This is a genomic window from Enterobacter sp. PGRG2 (assembly GCF_030291195.1).
GTDB lineage: Bacteria > Pseudomonadota > Gammaproteobacteria > Enterobacterales > Enterobacteriaceae > Enterobacter_D.
Genome location: NZ_CP127837.1, coordinates 1,446,141 through 1,466,675, shown reverse-complemented (window position 1 = coordinate 1,466,675; position 20,535 = coordinate 1,446,141). Strand labels below are relative to the sequence as shown.

The following is a 20,535-nucleotide window of genomic DNA, read 5'->3' as shown; positions in this document are numbered from 1 at the left end:
TACCACAATTGCATAATACCCGGCCTGTCACCCCGCCCCGTAACGCTGGCTGAAACGCTGGCGACGGCGGTAGGCGTAAACGTCTTCTATATAGCCCTGCCGAATGCGTTCCTGTAACCCGCGCCAGTACTCCGCGCGAAAGAGATCGGCGTGCAGCTCTTCAAACAGCGCCCGGCAGCGCGGATCGGCGCACAGCCAGTGGCGGAACTCCTCCGGGAATACGTCCCCCGGCGCCACGCTGTACCATGGCTCGGCGCTCATCTCATCTTCCGGATAACGGGCGGGCGGGATGTCGCGGAAATTCACCTCCGTCATATAGCAAATTTCATCGTAGTCATAGAACACCACCCGCCCGTGGCGCGTCACGCCGAAGTTTTTAAACAGCATATCGCCGGGGAAAATATTGGCGGCGGCCAGCTGGCGGATGGCGTTACCGTACTCTTCGATGGCGTCGTGCAACGCCTGGCCTTCCACCTGCTCCAGCCAGATATTCAGCGGCACCATGCGCCGTTCAATATAGAGATGGCTGATGGCGATATTATCCCCCAGGTCGGTAATTTTACCCGGCGCTTCCTCCATCAGCAGCGTCATCAGCGCCGGAGCGATCCGCCGCTTCTCCAGCACAAAATTTTCAAACTCCTGGGTGTCGGCCATGCGTCCGACGCGATCGTGCTCCTTGACCAGCTGGTAGCAGGCGCGCACATGGGCGGCGTCCATCTCCTTTTGCGGCGCGAAGCGATCTTTAATGACCTTAAACACCCGGTCGAATCCCGGCAGGGTGAACACGAGCATCACCATGCCGCGAATGCCGGGCGCTTCAACAAACTGCTCGTCGCTGTCAGCGATATAGTGCAGATATTCCCGGTAGCTTTCGGTTTTACCGTGCTTCTGGCAGCCGATGGCCATGTACAGCTCAGCGGTGGTTTTACCGGGCAGGATCTCCCGTAGCCATTCCACCAGCGCGCCGGGAAAGGGGGCGTAAACCATAAAGTACGAGCGGGCAAAGCCAAAGACGATACTGGCTTCGGCGCTGGTGGTCAGGCAGGTATCGACGAACAGCCGGTGGTCATCGGAGCGGTGGATCGGCAGTAAAAAGGGCACGGTGGCGTCAGGCAGGATCAGCTTTGCCACCAGCCACGCGGCCTTGTTGCGATAAAACAGTTCGTTGGCGATCTGCAAACGCGCCTGACGTAACCGCGCTTCACCGAAATTTTCCAGCAGATGCGCCACGATATAACCCACATCACGCGCCTGGTTCTGCCACGGCAGCCGCAGAGGTAGATCTTCCAGCACGTTATGGAGCAGCGCGTGCCAGCCGTAATACGGCGTGAAGTCTTTTGCAAGCGGCCGCGGCGTAACGTGCAGGCGCTGCGCGGGCTGTGAGCTGAACACAAACAGCCGTTCGGGCGTCAGCTGACGGTGACTGAACAGGCGGCAGTAGACAGAATTAAAGAAGCTTTCGGCAATTTCGAAACGCGGGTAGTCAGGCAGCAAGGCGGTGTACTGCTCTTTAACGCGCAGCAGAAATCCGGCGCTGAGCGTCTGGTTATCGGTGATGCAGCGTAACTGCTCGACCACCAGCCCGACGTGATGATCGTAAAGATGGATACGGCTTTTCATCGCCTGTTGCACGGCGTGCCAGTCCGCCTGCTCAAAGCGCTGCTGCGCGCCGGAGGTAACCTCCAGGAAGCGCCCATACTGCGCGTCAAAACCCTGGAGAATGGTCTGGGCGATTAACAGTTCCAGGTCACGGGACATCTTTTGCCCTCGTCCGAAATTGGGATTGCCGGATGGCGCTTCGCTTGTCCGGCCTGCATAACGACAGGATCCGCAGGCCCGGTAAGCCTCACGCCACCGGGCTACAGGACGTCAGAACTGCTGTTCTTCCGTCGAACCGGTCAGCGCGGTAACGGAGGAGGTGCCGCCCTGAATAATGGTTGTCACCTTATCGAAGTAACCGGTACCCACTTCCTGCTGATGGGACACAAAGGTGTAACCCTCTTTCGCAGCGGCGAACTCCGGCTGCTGGACCTTTTCAACGTAATGCTTCATACCCTCGCCCTGCGCGTAAGCATGAGCCAGGTCGAACATGTTGAACCACATGCTGTGGATGCCGGCGAGGGTGATGAACTGGTATTTGTAGCCCATCTCCGCCAGCTGCTGCTGGAAGCTGGCGATGGTGGTGTCGTCGAGATTTTTTTGCCAGTTGAACGACGGCGAGCAGTTATAGGCCAGCAGTTTGCCGGGAAAGCGGGCGTGAATGGCGTCGGCAAAACGCTTCGCCTGCTCCAGATCCGGCGTCGAGGTTTCGCACCACACCAGATCGGCATAAGGAGCGTAAGCAAGGCCGCGGCTGATCGCCTGTTCAATACCTGCCCGTGTGCGGTAAAAGCCTTCGCTGGTGCGTTCGCCGGTAATAAATTCACGGTCATATTCATCACAGTCGGAGGTGATGAGATCGGCGGCGTCAGCATCGGTACGGGCGATGAGCAGCGTCGGCACGCCCATCACGTCAGCCGCCAGACGCGCCGCCACCAGTTTCTGAATGGCTTCCTGCGTCGGCACCAGCACTTTGCCGCCCATATGGCCGCATTTTTTCACCGAGGCGAGCTGATCTTCAAAATGCACGGCCGCCGCGCCCGCGGCGATCATCAACTTCATCAGTTCAAAGGCGTTAAGCACGCCGCCGAAACCGGCTTCGGCATCTGCAACGATCGGCAGGAAGTAATCCACATAGCGCGGATCCCCCGGTTCGATGCCTGCCGCCCACTGGATCTGATCCGCGCGGCGGAAGGTATTGTTGATCCGATCCACCACCGCCGGTACGGAGTTCGCCGGATAGAGGGATTGATCCGGATACATGCTGGACGCGAGGTTAGCATCAGCCGCCACCTGCCAGCCGGAGAGATAAATCGCTTCGATCCCGGCCTTCGCCTGTTGCAGTGCCTGACCGCCGGTCAGCGCGCCGAGACTGTTGATATAGCCTTTTTTCGACTCGCCGTGCAGGAGCCGCCACATTCTGGCGGCGCCCAGCTGAGCGAGCGTGCATTCCGGATTCACCGAGCCGCGCAGCTTCACCACTTCATCGGCGCTGTACGGGCGACGGATGCCCTCCCAGCGCGGGTTAGTCCATTCTTGTTGTAGTTGTTCGATTTGTTGGGTACGGGTTTTCATCGCAGATGCTCCATTTTTATTATGTGGGGATCACGCCAGCAGGCGGTAGCCCGGCAGGGTCAGGAAGTCGATCAGCTCGTCGGAGGTGGTGATTTGCTCCATCAGGCGCGCGGCATCGCTGAAGCGCCCGCTGCTGAACCGGTGTTCACCCAGTTCTTCCTGGATCACCTGCATCTCTTCCGCCAGCATGCGGCGGAACAGCGCTTTGGTGACGGGCGTGCCGTCACTGAGCGATTTTTCGTGATGGATCCACTGCCAGATTGAGGTGCGCGAGATTTCTGCCGTTGCAGCGTCTTCCATCAGGCCATAAATCGGCACGCAGCCATTGCCGGAGATCCAGGCTTCGATGTACTGCACCGCCACGCGGATATTGGCGCGCATGCCCTCTTCGGTACGCTCGCCGTCACAGGGGGCCAGCAGTTCGTCGGCGGTAACAGGCGCATCTTCGTCGCGGGTGACGTGCAGTTGGTTGGGGTTATCGCCCAGCGCATGGTTGAAGATGTCCATCACCGTATCAGCCAGACCGGGATGCGCGATCCAGGTGCCGTCGTGACCGTTTTTAGCTTCCAGCTCTTTGTCGGCTTTGACTTTGTTCAGCACCCACTCATTGCGTTCACGATCTTTACTCGGAATGAACGCGGCCATGCCGCCCATCGCAAAGGCGCCGCGACGGTGACAGGTTTTAATCAGCAGACGCGAGTAGGCATTAAGGAATGGCTTATCCATCGTCACCTGCTGACGATCCGGCAGCACACGATCCGGATAGTTCTTCAGCGTTTTGATATAGCTGAAGATGTAATCCCAGCGGCCACAGTTCAGGCCGACGATATGATCGCGCAGCGCGTGCAGGATCTCGTCCATCTGGAAAACCGCCGGCAGGGTTTCAATCAGCAGCGTGGCTTTAATGGTGCCGCGCGACAAGTTGAAGCGATCTTCGGCATAGCTGAATACCTCGCTCCACCATGCGGCTTCCTGCCAGGCCTGGGTTTTCGGTAGGTAGAAATAGGGGCCGCTGCCTTTGGCGAGCAGATTTTTATGGTTGTGGAAGAAGTAGAGCGCGAAGTCGAACAGGCTGCCGGGGATCGGCTCACCGCGCCAGGTAACGTGTTTTTCCGGCAGGTGTAGACCGCGCACACGGCAAAACAGCACCGCAGGATCGGGTTTCAGCTGATAGATTTTCCCGCTTTCATTGGTGTAACTGATGGTGCCGTTAACCGCGTCACGCAGGTTGATCTGGCCTTCGATCACTTTTTGCCAGTTGGGTGCCAGCGAGTCCTCAAAGTCCGCCATGAAGACATTCACATTGGCGTTGAGGGCGTTAATCACCATTTTGCGCTCGACCGGCCCGGTGATCTCAACGCGTCTGTTACGTAAATCCGCCGGGATGCCACGGATCTTCCAGTCGCTTTCACGAATGGAAGCAGTTTCCGAAATAAAATCGGGCAGCGTACCGTTATCTATTTTCAGTTGCTGTTGCAGCCTTGCAGCCAGCAGGGCGTTGCGTTTGGGCGTAAAGCGCGCCACCAGTTCACTGAGAAACTCCACCGCTTCGGACGTCAGGATCTGCTGCTCCTGCTCGCTATACGGTTGACTGAAGGCCAGTTCTTCGGTCGTAGTTGCCTGTTGTGTCATGCCATGGCTCCTCGTTGTTGATCCAGAATGATCCTCATCGCTGATGAAATTCAGACTGTGCAGTTTTCGTTCAGCAGGTTTAAGATTACTCAATGAAAATACAAAATCAAAAACAATTTCCATTTTTTAATTTATAATGCATTAACCAGTTGATAACAAACAGATTAAAATTCGATCGTGCCGGGAAGTGTTTTTCAGAAATAAAAAAAGCACCCGCAGGTGCTTTAAGAGGAGCTGAAACGCTTAATCCAGCGTGGGGTTCATATGGCGTAGATCGAACGGCGTGATCTGGTAAACGTAGTAGTTGAGCCAGTTGGTGAACAGCAAATTACCGTGGCTGCGCCAGCTGGCGCGCGGCACATGCTGCGGATCGTTGCCCGGAAAATAGTTGTACGGCACGTCGGGGTTCAGCCCGGCTTCCACGTCGCGGAAATACTCGCCGGCAAGCGTATCAGCATCGTATTCAGGATGTCCGGTAACGAAAGCAATACGTTTGTCTTTACTGCCGAACAGATAGGCATCGCCATCGGCGGTTTCAGCGAAGATCTCCAGATCGGTATAGTCACGGATCAGCGCCGCCGGGAAGTCGGCAAAGCGGGAGTGCGGCGCCAGAAAGACATCATCAAAGCCACGGGTGAGCAAGGCATGGGGTTGGGTGATATGGTGTTCATACACGCCAGAGAGTTTGTCTTTGCGGGTCTGCTTGGGAATGCCATAGAGGATATTGAGCGCCGCCTGCACTGCCCAACAGACAAATAGCGTTGAAGTGACATGATCTTTGGCCCATTCCAGCACCTGTTTGATCTGCGGCCAGTAGGCAACGTCATTAAACTCCACCAGGCCCAGCGGCGCGCCGGTGACGATCAGGCCATCGAAGTTATCATTACAGATATCCTCGAAGTTACAGTAAAAGTTGTTCAGATGCTCCGCAGGCGTGTTGCGGGATTCGCGGGCATCAATGCGCAGCAGCTGAATATCCACCTGTAGCGGGGAGTTCGACAGCAATCGCAGGAACTGGTTTTCCGTTTCGATTTTCTTTGGCATCAGATTGAGGATCAGCACCTTCAGCGGGCGGATCTCCTGACCTGTTGCACGGGATGTCGTCATGACGAAGACGTTTTCATCACGTAAGAAATTGACGGCTGGCAGCTCGTCCTGTACCCGAATCGGCATAACCTTAAATCCTCAAAGCATACGTATAAACGTTTAGACATCCAGACAGCTGACAATAACCAGGAATGGCAGAAATGTCGAGCCTGCATATGCCAGTTGAGAAATTTTCAGGTAGCGTTTGGAATAAGCGTCTGGTGATCAGCCGTATTTTTGCTGATGGGCTTTTTTGCGGCGCAGATAGTCTTCGTCAGCGCGCAAGTTATCCCAGTATTTTTTGAAGATGGTCGCGGCTTCGGCTTTTATGGGGTCGTTCTGGCGCGGCAGAACGTTTTTGTCTTCATCGTATTTTCTTCCGCCGGGGTGATTAGCGTAGCGTCTGGCGCGGGTATAGCCCATCTGAATAAATTTGCGGGCCATATCCATGCCGACAAAATCGTCCTGCTGTCGGTATTCCTCGAACTTTTCCATGATTTGCTGCGCAGACAACGCGGCTATTTCAGGGGTTTTAAAGCGCCAGAGTGGGAGGATCTCACTTTTATAGGGCTCGACAAGCAATACGCCCTGCTCGCCGCGGCCAACCTGGTACAGTTCCGGATGCGCGCGGAAATCGATGCTGTTGAAATCCTGTTGGTAGTTGAAAGGCGGGTTAGGCAAAAAACGTCCTCCGGATGAATGGCACAGGACTATTTTAGACGAAATTGATGAAATGCGTGGGCAGGATCAGGAAGGATAAAAACGCAAAAAGGCCATCCGTGAGAATGGCCTTCTGCTTTATTTGATGCCTGGCAGTTCCCTACTCTCGCATGGGGAGACCCCACACTACCATCGGCGCTACGGCGTTTCACTTCTGAGTTCGGCATGGGGTCAGGTGGGACCGCCGCGCTAGTGCCGCCAGGCAAATTCTGTCTGTCTAACGCCTTAAGGCATTAAACACTAATCTGTATCAGCTGAAAATCTCTCAAATCACGCCAAAACATCTTCGGCGTTGTAAGGTTAAGCCTCACGGTTCATTAGTACCGGTTAGCTCAACGCATCGCTGCGCTTACACACCCGGCCTATCAACGTCGTCGTCTTCAACGTTCCTTCAGGACTCTCAAGGAGTCAGGGAGAACTCATCTCGGGGCAAGTTTCGTGCTTAGATGCTTTCAGCACTTATCTCTTCCGCATTTAGCTACCGGGCAATGCCATTGGCATGACAACCCGAACACCAGTGATGCGTCCACTCCGGTCCTCTCGTACTAGGAGCAGCCCCCCTCAATTCTCCAGCGCCCACGGCAGATAGGGACCGAACTGTCTCACGACGTTCTAAACCCAGCTCGCGTACCACTTTAAATGGCGAACAGCCATACCCTTGGGACCTACTTCAGCCCCAGGATGTGATGAGCCGACATCGAGGTGCCAAACACCGCCGTCGATATGAACTCTTGGGCGGTATCAGCCTGTTATCCCCGGAGTACCTTTTATCCGTTGAGCGATGGCCCTTCCATTCAGAACCACCGGATCACTATGACCTGCTTTCGCACCTGCTCGCGCCGTCACGCTCGCAGTCAAGCTAGCTTATGCCATTGCACTAACCTCCTGATGTCCGACCAGGATTAGCTAACCTTCGTGCTCCTCCGTTACGCTTTAGGAGGAGACCGCCCCAGTCAAACTACCCACCAGACACTGTCCGCAACCCGGATTACGGGTCCACGTTAGAACACCAGCCATTAAAGGGTGGTATTTCAAGGATGGCTCCACGCAGACTGGCGTCCACGCTTCAAAGCCTCCCACCTATCCTACACATCAAGGACCAGTGTTCAGTGTCAAGCTATAGTAAAGGTTCACGGGGTCTTTCCGTCTTGCCGCGGGTACACTGCATCTTCACAGCGATTTCAATTTCACTGAGTCTCGGGTGGAGACAGCCTGGCCATCATTACGCCATTCGTGCAGGTCGGAACTTACCCGACAAGGAATTTCGCTACCTTAGGACCGTTATAGTTACGGCCGCCGTTTACCGGGGCTTCGATCAAGAGCTTCGCGTTGCCGCTAACCCCATCAATTAACCTTCCGGCACCGGGCAGGCGTCACACCGTATACGTCCACTTTCGTGTTTGCACAGTGCTGTGTTTTTAATAAACAGTTGCAGCCAGCTGGTATCTTCGACTGGTTTCAGCTCCGCGAGCAAGTCGCTTCACCTACGCACCAGCGTGCCTTCTCCCGAAGTTACGGCACCATTTTGCCTAGTTCCTTCACCCGAGTTCTCTCAAGCGCCTTGGTATTCTCTACCTGACCACCTGTGTCGGTTTGGGGTACGATTCTGTGTTACCTGATGCTTAGAGGCTTTTCCTGGAAGCAGGGCATTTGTCACTTCAGCACCGTAGTGCCTCGTCGTCACGCCTCAGTGTTAAAGTGAACCGGATTTACCTGGAACACACACCTACACGCTTAAACCGGGACAACCGTCGCCCGGCCAACATAGCCTTCTCCGTCCCCCCTTCGCAGTAACACCGAGTACAGGAATATTAACCTGTTTCCCATCGACTACGCCTTTCGGCCTCGCCTTAGGGGTCGACTCACCCTGCCCCGATTAACGTTGGACAGGAACCCTTGGTCTTCCGGCGAGCGGGTTTTTCACCCGCTTTATCGTTACTTATGTCAGCATTCGCACTTCTGATACCTCCAGCAGACCTCACAGTCCACCTTCAACGGCTTACAGAACGCTCCCCTACCCAACAACACATAGTGTCGCTGCCGCAGCTTCGGTGCATGGTTTAGCCCCGTTACATCTTCCGCGCAGGCCGACTCGACCAGTGAGCTATTACGCTTTCTTTAAATGATGGCTGCTTCTAAGCCAACATCCTGGCTGTCTGTGCCTTCCCACATCGTTTCCCACTTAACCATGACTTTGGGACCTTAGCTGGCGGTCTGGGTTGTTTCCCTCTTCACGACGGACGTTAGCACCCGCCGTGTGTCTCCCGTGATAACATTCTTCGGTATTCGCAGTTTGCATCGGGTTGGTAAGTCGGGATGACCCCCTAGCCGAAACAGTGCTCTACCCCCGAAGATGAATTCACGAGGCGCTACCTAAATAGCTTTCGGGGAGAACCAGCTATCTCCCGGTTTGATTGGCCTTTCACCCCCAGCCACAAGTCATCCGCTAATTTTTCAACATTAGTCGGTTCGGTCCTCCAGTTAGTGTTACCCAACCTTCAACCTGCCCATGGCTAGATCACCGGGTTTCGGGTCTATACCCTGCAACTTAACGCCCAGTTAAGACTCGGTTTCCCTTCGGCTCCCCTATACGGTTAACCTTGCTACAGAATATAAGTCGCTGACCCATTATACAAAAGGTACGCAGTCACCCCATAAAAGAGGCTCCCACTGCTTGTACGTACACGGTTTCAGGTTCTGTTTCACTCCCCTCGCCGGGGTTCTTTTCGCCTTTCCCTCACGGTACTGGTTCACTATCGGTCAGTCAGGAGTATTTAGCCTTGGAGGATGGTCCCCCCATATTCAGACAGGATACCACGTGTCCCGCCCTACTCTTCGAACTCACAGCATATGCATTTTTGTGTACGGGAGTATCACCCTGTACCCTGCGACTTTCCAGACGCTTCCACTAACACACATGCTGATTCAGGTTCTGGGCTCCTCCCCGTTCGCTCGCCGCTACTGGGGGAATCTCGGTTGATTTCTTTTCCTCGGGGTACTTAGATGTTTCAGTTCCCCCGGTTCGCCTCATGCCACTATGTATTCATGACATGATAGTGCAACGGATTGCACTGGGTTTCCCCATTCGGGTATCGCCGGTTATAACGGTTCATATCACCTTACCGGCGCTTATCGCAGATTAGCACGCCCTTCATCGCCTCTGACTGCCAGGGCATCCACCGTGTACGCTTAGTCGCTTAACCTCACAACCCGAAGATGTTTCACTTCTGATTGCAAAAATTTGAGAGACTCGAACACACCGTTTTTCTTTTCTTGTTACGGAGAAAAGAAACAGCGTGTCGTTTCAATTTTCAGCTTGATCCAGATTTTTAAAGAGCAAAACTTCGCAGCGCACCTTTTCAGGTACACTCTGAAGTTTTCTTGTTTTCAGCAGTAAAGGATGGTGGAGCTATGCGGGATCGAACCGCAGACCTCCTGCGTGCAAGGCAGGCGCTCTCCCAGCTGAGCTATAACCCCATCGTATGCAAATCTCGTTACCGGTATTCTTTCTGAGACAGGGCGTTTTGCAACGCAGTATCAGGAGGAATTTGGTAGGCCTGAGTGGACTTGAACCACCGACCTCACCCTTATCAGGGGTGCGCTCTAACCACCTGAGCTACAAGCCTGCAGAGATTTCTTACTGCTTTATTTTCTATCAGACAATCTGTGTGGACACTGCAAGGCAGGTTCTTTCAGGTAAGGAGGTGATCCAACCGCAGGTTCCCCTACGGTTACCTTGTTACGACTTCACCCCAGTCATGAATCACAAAGTGGTAAGCGCCCTCCCGAAGGTTAAGCTACCTACTTCTTTTGCAACCCACTCCCATGGTGTGACGGGCGGTGTGTACAAGGCCCGGGAACGTATTCACCGTGGCATTCTGATCCACGATTACTAGCGATTCCGACTTCACGGAGTCGAGTTGCAGACTCCGATCCGGACTACGACATACTTTATGAGGTCCGCTTGCTCTCGCGAGGTCGCTTCTCTTTGTATATGCCATTGTAGCACGTGTGTAGCCCTACTCGTAAGGGCCATGATGACTTGACGTCATCCCCACCTTCCTCCAGTTTATCACTGGCAGTCTCCTTTGAGTTCCCGGCCGGACCGCTGGCAACAAAGGATAAGGGTTGCGCTCGTTGCGGGACTTAACCCAACATTTCACAACACGAGCTGACGACAGCCATGCAGCACCTGTCTCACGGTTCCCGAAGGCACTAAGGCATCTCTGCCAAATTCCGTGGATGTCAAGAGTAGGTAAGGTTCTTCGCGTTGCATCGAATTAAACCACATGCTCCACCGCTTGTGCGGGCCCCCGTCAATTCATTTGAGTTTTAACCTTGCGGCCGTACTCCCCAGGCGGTCGACTTAACGCGTTAGCTCCGGAAGCCACGCCTCAAGGGCACAACCTCCAAGTCGACATCGTTTACAGCGTGGACTACCAGGGTATCTAATCCTGTTTGCTCCCCACGCTTTCGCACCTGAGCGTCAGTCTTTGTCCAGGGGGCCGCCTTCGCCACCGGTATTCCTCCAGATCTCTACGCATTTCACCGCTACACCTGGAATTCTACCCCCCTCTACAAGACTCAAGCCTGCCAGTTTCGGATGCAGTTCCCAGGTTGAGCCCGGGGATTTCACATCCGACTTGACAGACCGCCTGCGTGCGCTTTACGCCCAGTAATTCCGATTAACGCTTGCACCCTCCGTATTACCGCGGCTGCTGGCACGGAGTTAGCCGGTGCTTCTTCTGCGGGTAACGTCAATTGCTGAGGTTATTAACCTCAACACCTTCCTCCCCGCTGAAAGTACTTTACAACCCGAAGGCCTTCTTCATACACGCGGCATGGCTGCATCAGGCTTGCGCCCATTGTGCAATATTCCCCACTGCTGCCTCCCGTAGGAGTCTGGACCGTGTCTCAGTTCCAGTGTGGCTGGTCATCCTCTCAGACCAGCTAGGGATCGTCGCCTAGGTGAGCCGTTACCCCACCTACTAGCTAATCCCATCTGGGCACATCTGATGGCAAGAGGCCCGAAGGTCCCCCTCTTTGGTCTTGCGACATTATGCGGTATTAGCTACCGTTTCCAGTAGTTATCCCCCTCCATCAGGCAGTTTCCCAGACATTACTCACCCGTCCGCCGCTCGTCACCCGAGAGCAAGCTCTCTGTGCTACCGCTCGACTTGCATGTGTTAGGCCTGCCGCCAGCGTTCAATCTGAGCCATGATCAAACTCTTCAATTTAAGTTTGATGCTCGTGAATTAAACTTCGTAATGAATTACGTATGTTCACTCCAGAGACTTGGTATTCATTTAGCGTCTTTCGACGTTTAAGAATCCATGTCCTTGAGTGCCCACACAGATTGTCTGATAAATTGTTAAAGAGCAGTTGCGACGCGCTTTAGCGCTCTGTCGCGAGGTGGCGTATATTACGCTTTCCTCTTTCAGAGTCAACCCTCAATTTCAGGATTTTTTCTCTTCAACCGAACCGGCTGTTTGTGTGAAGTGATTCACATCCGCCGTGTCGATGGAGGCGCATTATAGGGAGTTCTGAAGGCACCGCAATACCTAAATGACAGAAAAATGACTGACTGCTGCATTCCACAGCAAAACCCCGCCTTATACCCATTTACGCACAGAGTTATCCACAAAGCGGTGAAACGCTAAAAATTCGCGAGCGTTGCGCAAACGTTTTCGTTACAATGCCCGCGCTAAAACAAGGATGCCCCGTCTGGGGCGTTAGCTGAATTTTGGGAAGAAAGAAAACCGAAAATTCAGCTAACGCTCTCTGTAATGTCCAAATCCTGGGGATTTAATACCATGCAACAACGTCGTCCAGTCCGCCGCGCTCTGCTCAGTGTTTCTGACAAAGCGGGTATCATCGAATTTGCACAGGCCCTCTCCTCGCGTGGCGTGGAGCTGCTATCCACCGGCGGTACCGCACGCCTGCTGGCAGAGAAAGGCCTGCCGGTCACCGAAGTATCCGACTACACCGGCTTCCCGGAAATGATGGATGGACGCGTCAAGACGCTGCACCCGAAAGTGCACGGCGGTATTCTGGGTCGTCGCGGACAAGATGATGAAATCATGGCGCAGCACGACATCTCTCCAATCGATATGGTCGTTGTTAACCTGTACCCGTTCGCCGCCACCGTCGCACGCGACGGCTGCACGCTGGAAGATGCGGTAGAGAACATTGATATTGGCGGCCCGACCATGGTGCGCTCCGCTGCCAAGAACCATAAAGATGTGGCCATCGTGGTTAAGAGCAGCGACTACCACGCCATTATTAATGAGATGGATGCCAACGACGGCTCCCTGACACTCGCTACCCGTTTCGATCTCGCCATTAAAGCCTTCGAACACACTGCCGCTTACGACAGCATGATCGCCAACTACTTCGGCAGCCTGGTCCCGGCTTATCACGGCGACAGCAAAGATCCTTCCGGCCGCTTCCCGCGCACCCTGAATCTGAACTTCATTAAGAAGCAGGATATGCGCTACGGTGAGAACAGCCACCAGCAGGCCGCCTTCTATATAGAAGAAGAAATTAAAGAAGCCTCGGTTGCCACTGCCACTCAGGTACAGGGCAAGGCACTCTCTTATAACAACATCGCCGATACCGATGCTGCGCTGGAATGTGTGAAAGAGTTCAGCGAGCCAGCCTGTGTGATCGTTAAACATGCTAACCCGTGCGGCGTGGCGGTCAGCGATTCGATCCTCGACGCTTACGATCGTGCGTATAAAACCGACCCGACCTCCGCGTTCGGCGGCATCATCGCCTTTAACCGCGAGCTGGATGCGGAAACGGCGCAGGCCATTATTTCCCGCCAGTTTGTTGAAGTGATCATCGCCCCGTCAGCCACTGAAGAAGCGATGAAAATTACCGCCGCCAAACAGAACGTGCGCGTGCTGGTTTGCGGCGAATGGTCTGCCCGCGTCGCAGGTCTGGATTTCAAACGTGTGAATGGCGGTCTGCTGGTACAGGATCGCGATCTGGGCATGGTGAGCGAAGCAGAGTTGCGCGTGGTCAGCAAACGCCAGCCGAGCGAGCAGGAACTGCGTGACGCGCTGTTCTGCTGGAAAGTCGCCAAATTCGTTAAATCTAACGCCATTGTCTATGCCAGAGAGAATATGACCATCGGCATTGGCGCAGGTCAAATGAGCCGCGTGTACTCCGCGAAAATCGCCGGTATTAAAGCAGGTGATGAAGGACTGGAAGTGAAAGGCTCCGCAATGGCTTCCGACGCCTTCTTCCCGTTCCGCGATGGTATTGATGCCGCTGCGGCCGTAGGCGTAAGCTGCGTGATCCAGCCTGGCGGTTCCATTCGTGATGATGAAGTTATCGCGGCGGCCGACGAGCACGGTATCGCCATGATCTTTACTGACATGCGCCACTTCCGCCATTAATCCCGGAGCAGATAATGAAAGTATTAGTTATTGGTAACGGCGGACGCGAACACGCGCTGGCGTGGAAAGCCGCCCAGTCACCCTTAGTAGAAACCGTTTTTGTCGCACCGGGTAACGCCGGTACGGCGCTGGAGCCGATGCTGCAAAACGTGGCGATTGGCGCGACCGATATTCCGGCGCTGTTGAATTTTGCCCAAAGTGAACATATTGACCTGACCATCGTTGGCCCGGAAGCCCCGCTGGTGCTGGGCGTGGTCGATGCCTTCCGCGCGGCCGGCCTGACCATCTTTGGTCCGACGCAGGGGGCCGCCCAGCTGGAAGGCTCCAAAGCCTTCACTAAAGACTTCCTCGCCCGTCACAATATTCCGACGGCGGAATACCAGAACTTTACCGAGGTTGAGCCTGCGCTGGCGTATCTGCGCGAGAAAGGCGCGCCGATTGTCATCAAAGCGGACGGTCTGGCGGCAGGTAAAGGGGTAATTGTCGCCATGACGCTGGAGGAAGCGGAAGCGGCGGTTCAGGATATGCTGGCTGGCAACGCCTTTGGCGACGCGGGGCATCGTATCGTGATTGAAGAGTTTCTGGATGGCGAAGAAGCCAGCTTTATCGTGATGGTGGATGGCGAACACGTGTTACCGATGGCCACCAGCCAGGATCACAAGCGCGTTGGCGATGCCGATACCGGGCCGAATACCGGCGGTATGGGTGCTTACTCACCGGCCCCGGTAGTGACTGATGAAATTCACCAGCGCACCATGGATCGCGTGATCTGGCCAACGGTGCGCGGTATGGCGGCGGAAGGCAATACTTACACCGGCTTCCTGTACGCTGGTCTGATGATCGACAAGCAGGGCAACCCGAAAGTAATCGAGTTTAACTGCCGCTTTGGCGATCCGGAAACCCAACCGATCATGCTGCGCATGAAGTCCGATTTAGTCGAACTGTGCCTGGCGGCCTGTGAAGGCAAACTGGATGAGAAAACCTCGGAGTGGGACGAACGCGCATCGCTGGGCGTGGTGATCGCCGCAGGCGGTTATCCGGGTGATTATCGTACCGGTGATGTGATCCATGGCCTGCCGCTGGAAGAAGTGGGCGGTAAGGTGTTCCATGCGGGCACGACGCTTGCGGACGATGACCGTGTGCTGACTAACGGCGGACGCGTGCTGTGCGCCACGGCGCTGGGACATACGGTGGCGGAAGCGCAGAAAAACGCTTATACGTTGATGGCGGATATTCACTGGGACGGCAGCTTCAGCCGCCGGGATATTGGTTATCGCGCGATTGCCCGCGAGCAGGGGGAGTAATTTCCTCCTCGCCCTAATCCTCTCCCGCAGGGAGAGGGAACAGATCGCCCTCTCGTTCAGGAGAGGGCTTACTCAGAAATTCTTTTCCTGCGGCTGCCAGGTACAGTAATCCTCATTCGCCACCAGCAGCAGCTGTGCGCCTTCCGGCGCTTCCAGCCATGCGACGCTCACTTCCGCCGAAGAATGGCGCTGACGCCGTTCTATATGGCTTAACGCCTGCTCATCGAATTCCGGTTTAACTGTCTGCCCTTCGCAGGTACTGACGCTGTGGTCGGCATGCCAGCGCCCCTGACGCAGTATCACCTGCCCCTGGCGCAGCGCATCGCTGGTCTGGCGGATCTGATCGGCACGATAGCGGTACAGCGCGATCTGGTCGCTGGAAAGCTGTTGCTTCTGACCGTTCACTTCCCGCTGCATAAAACTGAGTTCGCCGTGGTCATCAAAACGCACGCGAATATGTTCCGGCTGTTTGCCGTAGATAGTAAGTTCGATAAGGGCAAGGGTATCGCCCTGCCAGCGGTATTCGCTGGTTGAGGTATCTCCGCTTCGCCACGGGCTGAAGGCAGAGAGAATATGGACGTCGTCATCGACATCTTTACGCCACAGGCGTACGGCACCCTGATCGCCTGCGTAACCGCTGGCGGTAAAGGGCGGCGGTGACGAGTCATGGCTACAGGCTGTCAGCAATAATGCGCCAGCCAGCGCCAGCGGACGGCACCAGAATGACAAAAGGGGCGAAAACGCCCCCTCGTTAAAACTGTTCGCTGCCACGCGGTCTTACTTAACGGCGTCTTTCAGTGCTTTACCAGAAACAAATGCCGGCACGTTAGCTGCGGCGATTTTGATTTCTTTACCGGTCTGCGGGTTGCGGCCAGTACGCTCAGCGCGGTGGTTCACTTTGAAGGTACCGAAACCAACCAGTTGTACAGCATCGCCTTCTTTCAGAGACTCAGTAATAGCAGCCAGGGTGGATTCCAGAGCAGCTTTCGCCTGCACTTTAGACAGATCAGCCTTGTCCGCAATTACATCAATCAGTTGAGTCTTGTTCATAAGTTATCCTTACAATGTGTTTATCGCTTGCTAAGCATCGAGTGCGACGGAAATGCCAAAAAAGCGCCCTCCTGCATACACGCACCGATAGCCACTTTTTTTCGCCCCCCAAATGTAGACCAGACGGGGGGCTAATGGGAAGCCTTGCAGTATGACAAATCAGGCGTTAAATCACGTTTTCTTGTCTCATTGCTGCAAATTTATACCGATATTGCTTTCCCCCGCCTCGCGCAGGTCCGCGCGCAGACCTTTGATCAGCTCAAGGTCGCGCTCTTCGCAGTCAGCCAGCAGGCGGAAAATCTCCCACTGAATGTCCCATTCCTGCTCGACAGCCGGATTAAGTTTTAGCTCTTCATCGGTCATTTCCCGACCTGCCTGGGTCATTTCCAGCATCGCTACCGTGGTGATGGAGGTCTTGCTGACTTCAATAGCGTGCTCCAGCGTATCGCCGCTTAACAGCGAATGCAGCATTTCACTCAATGCCACACAGGCATCGATGGCCGGGTAAACGCCATACATATCGTAATCATCCGCCGACGGGATCGCTTCCTCCAGCTTTTCCAGCTGGCTGTCGAAATTGATCTTCGCGTCTTTAACGGTCAGCGTTTCCCAGACGAGATCGACCATACGGCGATAGAGCTGTGCATCGCCAAAGCCGGTTTGCTGGCAGAACATGGCGTAGTTCGGGTACATGCGCTCGCAAAGGCAGGCCATGAAAGTGACGTGCTGCCAGCTTTCCAGCTTCTCCAGCCGCAGGTGAATCGGGTTTTGTAACATGATGAATTCTCAATATCGGAAATTAGCCGCAGTGTACCTGAATCAGGGGTGAATTTCCTGCCAGCGCACAAAGGCCGGACGACGCGAGGCAACGGCATCCGCCCAGCGCGTCGGCTCCGGTAAACGGTAGCCTTTGGTACAGCGCTGCACCCATGCAAGCGCACTGTCCTGACTGACCCGATGGCCGGTGGCGATAAACAGCGGGTTACAGCGCGCTTTGCTGCGCCATACCCACGCCAGATCCTCACCCTTATCACGCAGCGGCGCCAGCGCGCCTGGCTCGTCAGACAGCGGCTCAAACTTACCGCACAGGCGTTTTTTCGCCACGCCGATGGTCGGCACATCCACCAGCAGACCAAAATGACTGGCCACGCCCAGACGACGTGGATGCGAAATGCCATGCCCGTCGACGAACAGCAGATCGGGTTTTTGCGACAGCATATCCCACGCCGCCAGCAGCGCAGGATATTCACGAAACGAGAGGAAACCAGGAATATAGGGCATGGTAGTGGCGATACGCGCGATCTGATATTCAACCAGTTCAAGTTCCGGATACGTCAGCAGTACCATCGCCGCGCGTGTTACTTCTCCGCCCTGCTCAAATCCCACATCTGCCCCGCCGATCAGTCTCGGCGGATCGGTAATAAAACGATCTTCCCGGCATACCGAGGAAGCCAGTTCCAGTTGTTGTGCGCGTAATGACGCCAGATCCATACCTGCTCCTTATTGATGATAGGACTGTGAAAGACGGTGTACCGCCTCCACAAAAGCACCTGCATGCTCCGGAGGAACATCCTGATGGATACCGTGACCGAGGTTAAACACGTGGCCTTCCCCCTGACCAAAGCCAGCCAGGATAGTCGCCACTTCCTCTTCAATGCGTGCAGGCTGTGCATAAAGCATGGACGGGTCCATGTTGCCCTGCAACGCGACTTTATGACCGACGCGACGACGCGCATCGGCAATATCGATAGTCCAGTCGAGACCCAGCGCATCGCAGCCGGTTTCCGCCATCGCTTCCAGCCACTGACCGCCGCCTTTGGTAAAGAGCGTTACCGGCACGCGGCGACCTTCGTTTTCACGCAGCAGGCCATCGACAATTTTATGCATGTAATAGAGAGAGAATTGCTGATAATCGCGCCCGGTCAGCACGCCGCCCCAGGTATCGAAAATCATCACTGACTGAGCGCCCGCGCGGATCTGCGCGTTGAGATAGAGCGTGACGCTTTTCGCCAGCTTATCGAGCAGCGCATGCAAGGTCAGCGGCTCGGCGTACATCATTTTTTTGATCAGCGTAAAGGCTTTGCTGCTGCCGCCTTCCACCATGTAGGTCGCCAGCGTCCACGGGCTGCCGGAGAAGCCAATCAGCGGCACTTCGCCTTTCAGTTCGCGGCGGATGGTGCGCACCGCGTTCATCACGTAACCCAGTTCATCTTCCGGATCCGGCACCGGCAGTTTTTCGACGTCGGCTTTACAGGTGATGGGCGAGGTAAAACGCGGGCCTTCGCCGGCTTCAAAGTAGAGGCCCAGACCCATCGCATCGGGGATGGTCAGAATGTCCGAAAAAAGGATCGCCGCATCAAGCGGGAAACGGCGCAGCGGTTGCAGGGTGACTTCGCACGCCAGCTCCGCGTTTTTACACAGCGACATAAAGTCACCGGCTTGCGCGCGGGTGGCTTTGTACTCCGGCAAGTAGCGGCCAGCCTGTCTCATCATCCATACCGGGGTGACATCCACCGGCAGGCGCTGGAGCGCGCGCAGGTAACGATCGTTTTTCAGTTCGGTCATTTTGCAGTTCCTCAATGCGTCAGACCGTCATTGTAACATGTCACCCATACTCTGCCCGACACAAAGCCACGGTGTCCTCGATCAAACGGCGCGCGACAGTGCCTGGCGGCGGTAACAGCGGCAGCGCATCATAGCGATACCAGCCCGCGTCCAGCAGTTCGTTAGGGTCGATGTTGATTTCACCGCTGTCATACTCGGCCATAAAGGCGGTCATCAGCGATTGCGGGAACGGCCAGGGTTGCGAGGTAACGTAGCGCAGATTTTTCACGCGGATGGCGCTCTCTTCCATGACTTCGCGGGCCACCGCCTGCTCCAGCGTCTCGCCCACTTCCACAAACCCGGCCAAAACGGTATAGATGCCGTTACGGTGGCGCGTGTGCTGGGCCAGCAGGATCTTGTCTTCCCGGCGGATGGCGACAATGATGCACGGCGCGATTTGCGGGTAATAACGTTCACGACAGTTGCCGCACAGCATCGCCCATTCGCTTTTACTGGTGTGCATGGTGTGCCCGCAGTAACCGCAGAACTGGTGCGAGCGGTAAAACTCCGCCAGTTGCACGCCGCGCCCGGCGAGCTGGAACAGCCCGACGTCCTGATCCATTAATTGCCGCACGGATGACATATCCTGACGACGATTCTGACGCACCAGCCACACCGGCTCGCCCTGCCATTCGCCGATGGTTAAACCGCGCTGACCCACAAGATCAAAATTTCCTGCCTCGCCATGTGGTAATTCTCCAGCGGGCAGCCATAATTTTTGTTCATGGCTGACAATCCACCAGCCCTGATCGGTTAATTCAATGACACGTTCCATAATCTGTTGCACTACCTTAGCGACACTGGCATGTTGGTAACATCATTTTTACAAATTTTGGGTAAGTATTTTTTAATCTTAATATTACGGAGTTGATCATGCTAAACCAGCTACAAAGCCTGACAGAGCGAGTGGGAGGAAGTAATAAACTTGTCGACCATTGGTTACATGTCCGTAAGCATCTGCTTGTTGCTTATTACGATCTGGTCGGCATTAAACCTGGCAGAGAATCCTTTACAGAACTCGATGAAAAAGCGCTGGATGATTTTTGCCATAGCCTGGTCGATTATCTTTCCGCTGGTCATTTTAGTATTTATGAACGCATTATCAGCGAAATGGAAGGGACCAGCCCACTTTTCGCCGCCACGCAGATCTATCCTCTGCTGGAAGCGAACACACAGCAGATCATGAATTATTATGATTCCAGCCTGGAAAATGCCATTGATGACAGCAACTGCATTGAATTCCAGCATGCGCTGTCCGGCATTGGCGAAGCGCTGGCGCAACGCTTTACCCTTGAAGATCAATTGATCGTTCTGGCGTTCGACTTCAACCTTTCTGAAAGCGCCAACGACGAGGCAGTAACCAATAACGAGAGAGATATGGCTCGTCCTGCTTGAGTTCTGCGGCAGTAACACGTAATTTATTTTAGCTTTCCCGTATAACGGGAAATTATTTCTTGTCGGAGTGCCGCGTACGACAGTACCGGCTGAGACCGTTAATTCGGGATCCGCGGAACCTGATCAGGTTAGTACCTGCGAAGGGAACAAGAGTTCATCTGCATGGC

At 54.9% G+C, this 20,535-nt stretch carries 14 protein-coding genes, 2 tRNA genes, 3 rRNA genes and 1 riboswitch; of the genes, 3 read left to right on the top strand and 16 right to left on the bottom strand.

Going from position 1 to position 20,535, the window contains the following annotated elements:
- Nucleotides 1-27 precede the first annotated feature (27 nt).
- The 10 genes from aceK to QRD42_RS06265 all read right to left on the bottom strand — a co-directional run bounded on the left by aceK (nucleotide 28) and on the right by QRD42_RS06265 (nucleotide 11,849).
- On the bottom strand, nucleotides 28-1,758 hold the full coding sequence (aceK, locus tag QRD42_RS06310; protein WP_321988428.1) for a bifunctional isocitrate dehydrogenase kinase/phosphatase: 1,731 nt from the start codon (nucleotides 1,756-1,758) through the stop codon (nucleotides 28-30).
- Nucleotides 1,759-1,869: 111 nt separating this feature from the next.
- A complete protein-coding gene (gene aceA / locus QRD42_RS06305) occupies nucleotides 1,870-3,174 on the bottom strand; it encodes an isocitrate lyase (RefSeq protein ID WP_321988427.1) in 1,305 nt (434 codons plus the stop codon).
- A gap of 30 nt (nucleotides 3,175-3,204) precedes the next feature.
- Entirely contained in the window at nucleotides 3,205-4,806 is a 1,602-nt protein-coding gene (aceB, locus tag QRD42_RS06300) for a malate synthase A (protein WP_321988426.1), read from the bottom strand.
- 243 nt (nucleotides 4,807-5,049) lie between these two features.
- Complete coding sequence (metA, locus tag QRD42_RS06295; RefSeq protein WP_318364181.1) at nucleotides 5,050-5,979, bottom strand: homoserine O-acetyltransferase MetA; 930 nt, start codon at nucleotides 5,977-5,979, stop codon at nucleotides 5,050-5,052.
- A 138-nt stretch (nucleotides 5,980-6,117) separates the two neighbouring features.
- The gene (locus tag QRD42_RS06290; RefSeq protein WP_072570154.1) at nucleotides 6,118-6,573 is read right to left on the bottom strand and encodes a DUF4385 domain-containing protein; all 456 of its coding nucleotides are present in this window, start codon (nucleotides 6,571-6,573) and stop codon (nucleotides 6,118-6,120) included.
- A gap of 126 nt (nucleotides 6,574-6,699) precedes the next feature.
- Nucleotides 6,700-6,815: ribosomal RNA gene (rrf, locus tag QRD42_RS06285) — 5S ribosomal RNA — on the bottom strand.
- Nucleotides 6,816-6,908: 93 nt separating this feature from the next.
- Nucleotides 6,909-9,815, bottom strand: a 23S ribosomal RNA gene (locus QRD42_RS06280).
- Between the two features lie 198 nt (nucleotides 9,816-10,013).
- Nucleotides 10,014-10,089: transfer RNA gene (locus QRD42_RS06275), tRNA-Ala, on the bottom strand.
- Between the two features lie 72 nt (nucleotides 10,090-10,161).
- Nucleotides 10,162-10,238 (bottom strand) — tRNA-Ile (locus tag QRD42_RS06270).
- Between the two features lie 71 nt (nucleotides 10,239-10,309).
- Nucleotides 10,310-11,849 (bottom strand): 16S ribosomal RNA (locus QRD42_RS06265).
- Together the 16S, 23S and 5S rRNA genes with 2 tRNA genes alongside form the textbook arrangement of a ribosomal RNA operon.
- Nucleotides 11,850-12,425: 576 nt before the next feature.
- Here QRD42_RS06265 and purH point away from each other — a divergent pair.
- The gene (gene purH / locus QRD42_RS06260) at nucleotides 12,426-14,015 is read left to right on the top strand and encodes a bifunctional phosphoribosylaminoimidazolecarboxamide formyltransferase/IMP cyclohydrolase (RefSeq protein WP_321988425.1); all 1,590 of its coding nucleotides are present in this window, start codon (nucleotides 12,426-12,428) and stop codon (nucleotides 14,013-14,015) included.
- Nucleotides 14,016-14,029: 14 nt separating this feature from the next.
- The gene (gene purD, locus QRD42_RS06255; RefSeq protein WP_321988424.1) at nucleotides 14,030-15,319 is read left to right on the top strand and encodes a phosphoribosylamine--glycine ligase; all 1,290 of its coding nucleotides are present in this window, start codon (nucleotides 14,030-14,032) and stop codon (nucleotides 15,317-15,319) included.
- A 72-nt stretch (nucleotides 15,320-15,391) separates the two neighbouring features.
- On the opposite strand, the gene QRD42_RS06250 is transcribed toward purD, so the two are convergent.
- The 6 genes from QRD42_RS06250 to nudC form a co-directional block, all read right to left on the bottom strand.
- Nucleotides 15,392-16,090: a DUF1481 domain-containing protein gene (locus QRD42_RS06250; RefSeq protein ID WP_072571595.1), complete on the bottom strand. Its 699-nt coding sequence runs from the start codon at nucleotides 16,088-16,090 to the stop codon at nucleotides 15,392-15,394.
- 6 nt (nucleotides 16,091-16,096) lie between these two features.
- Nucleotides 16,097-16,369, bottom strand: a complete 273-nt coding sequence (hupA, locus tag QRD42_RS06245; RefSeq protein ID WP_002445246.1) for a nucleoid-associated protein HU-alpha — start codon at nucleotides 16,367-16,369, stop codon at nucleotides 16,097-16,099.
- 186 nt (nucleotides 16,370-16,555) lie between these two features.
- A complete protein-coding gene (locus tag QRD42_RS06240) occupies nucleotides 16,556-17,146 on the bottom strand; it encodes a YjaG family protein (protein ID WP_072571596.1) in 591 nt (196 codons plus the stop codon).
- A gap of 42 nt (nucleotides 17,147-17,188) precedes the next feature.
- Nucleotides 17,189-17,860: a deoxyribonuclease V gene (nfi, locus tag QRD42_RS06235; RefSeq protein WP_318364901.1), complete on the bottom strand. Its 672-nt coding sequence runs from the start codon at nucleotides 17,858-17,860 to the stop codon at nucleotides 17,189-17,191.
- Nucleotides 17,861-17,869: 9 nt separating this feature from the next.
- Nucleotides 17,870-18,934: a uroporphyrinogen decarboxylase gene (gene hemE / locus QRD42_RS06230; protein ID WP_321988422.1), complete on the bottom strand. Its 1,065-nt coding sequence runs from the start codon at nucleotides 18,932-18,934 to the stop codon at nucleotides 17,870-17,872.
- A 40-nt stretch (nucleotides 18,935-18,974) separates the two neighbouring features.
- Nucleotides 18,975-19,748, bottom strand: a complete 774-nt coding sequence (nudC, locus tag QRD42_RS06225) for an NAD(+) diphosphatase (RefSeq protein WP_321988421.1) — start codon at nucleotides 19,746-19,748, stop codon at nucleotides 18,975-18,977.
- Between the two features lie 98 nt (nucleotides 19,749-19,846).
- On the opposite strand from nudC, the gene QRD42_RS06220 reads away from it, so the two are divergent.
- A complete protein-coding gene (locus QRD42_RS06220) occupies nucleotides 19,847-20,368 on the top strand; it encodes an Rsd/AlgQ family anti-sigma factor (protein ID WP_072571600.1) in 522 nt (173 codons plus the stop codon).
- A 53-nt stretch (nucleotides 20,369-20,421) separates the two neighbouring features.
- Nucleotides 20,422-20,531, top strand: a riboswitch (TPP riboswitch).
- The last annotated feature ends 4 nt before the right edge of the window (nucleotides 20,532-20,535 follow it).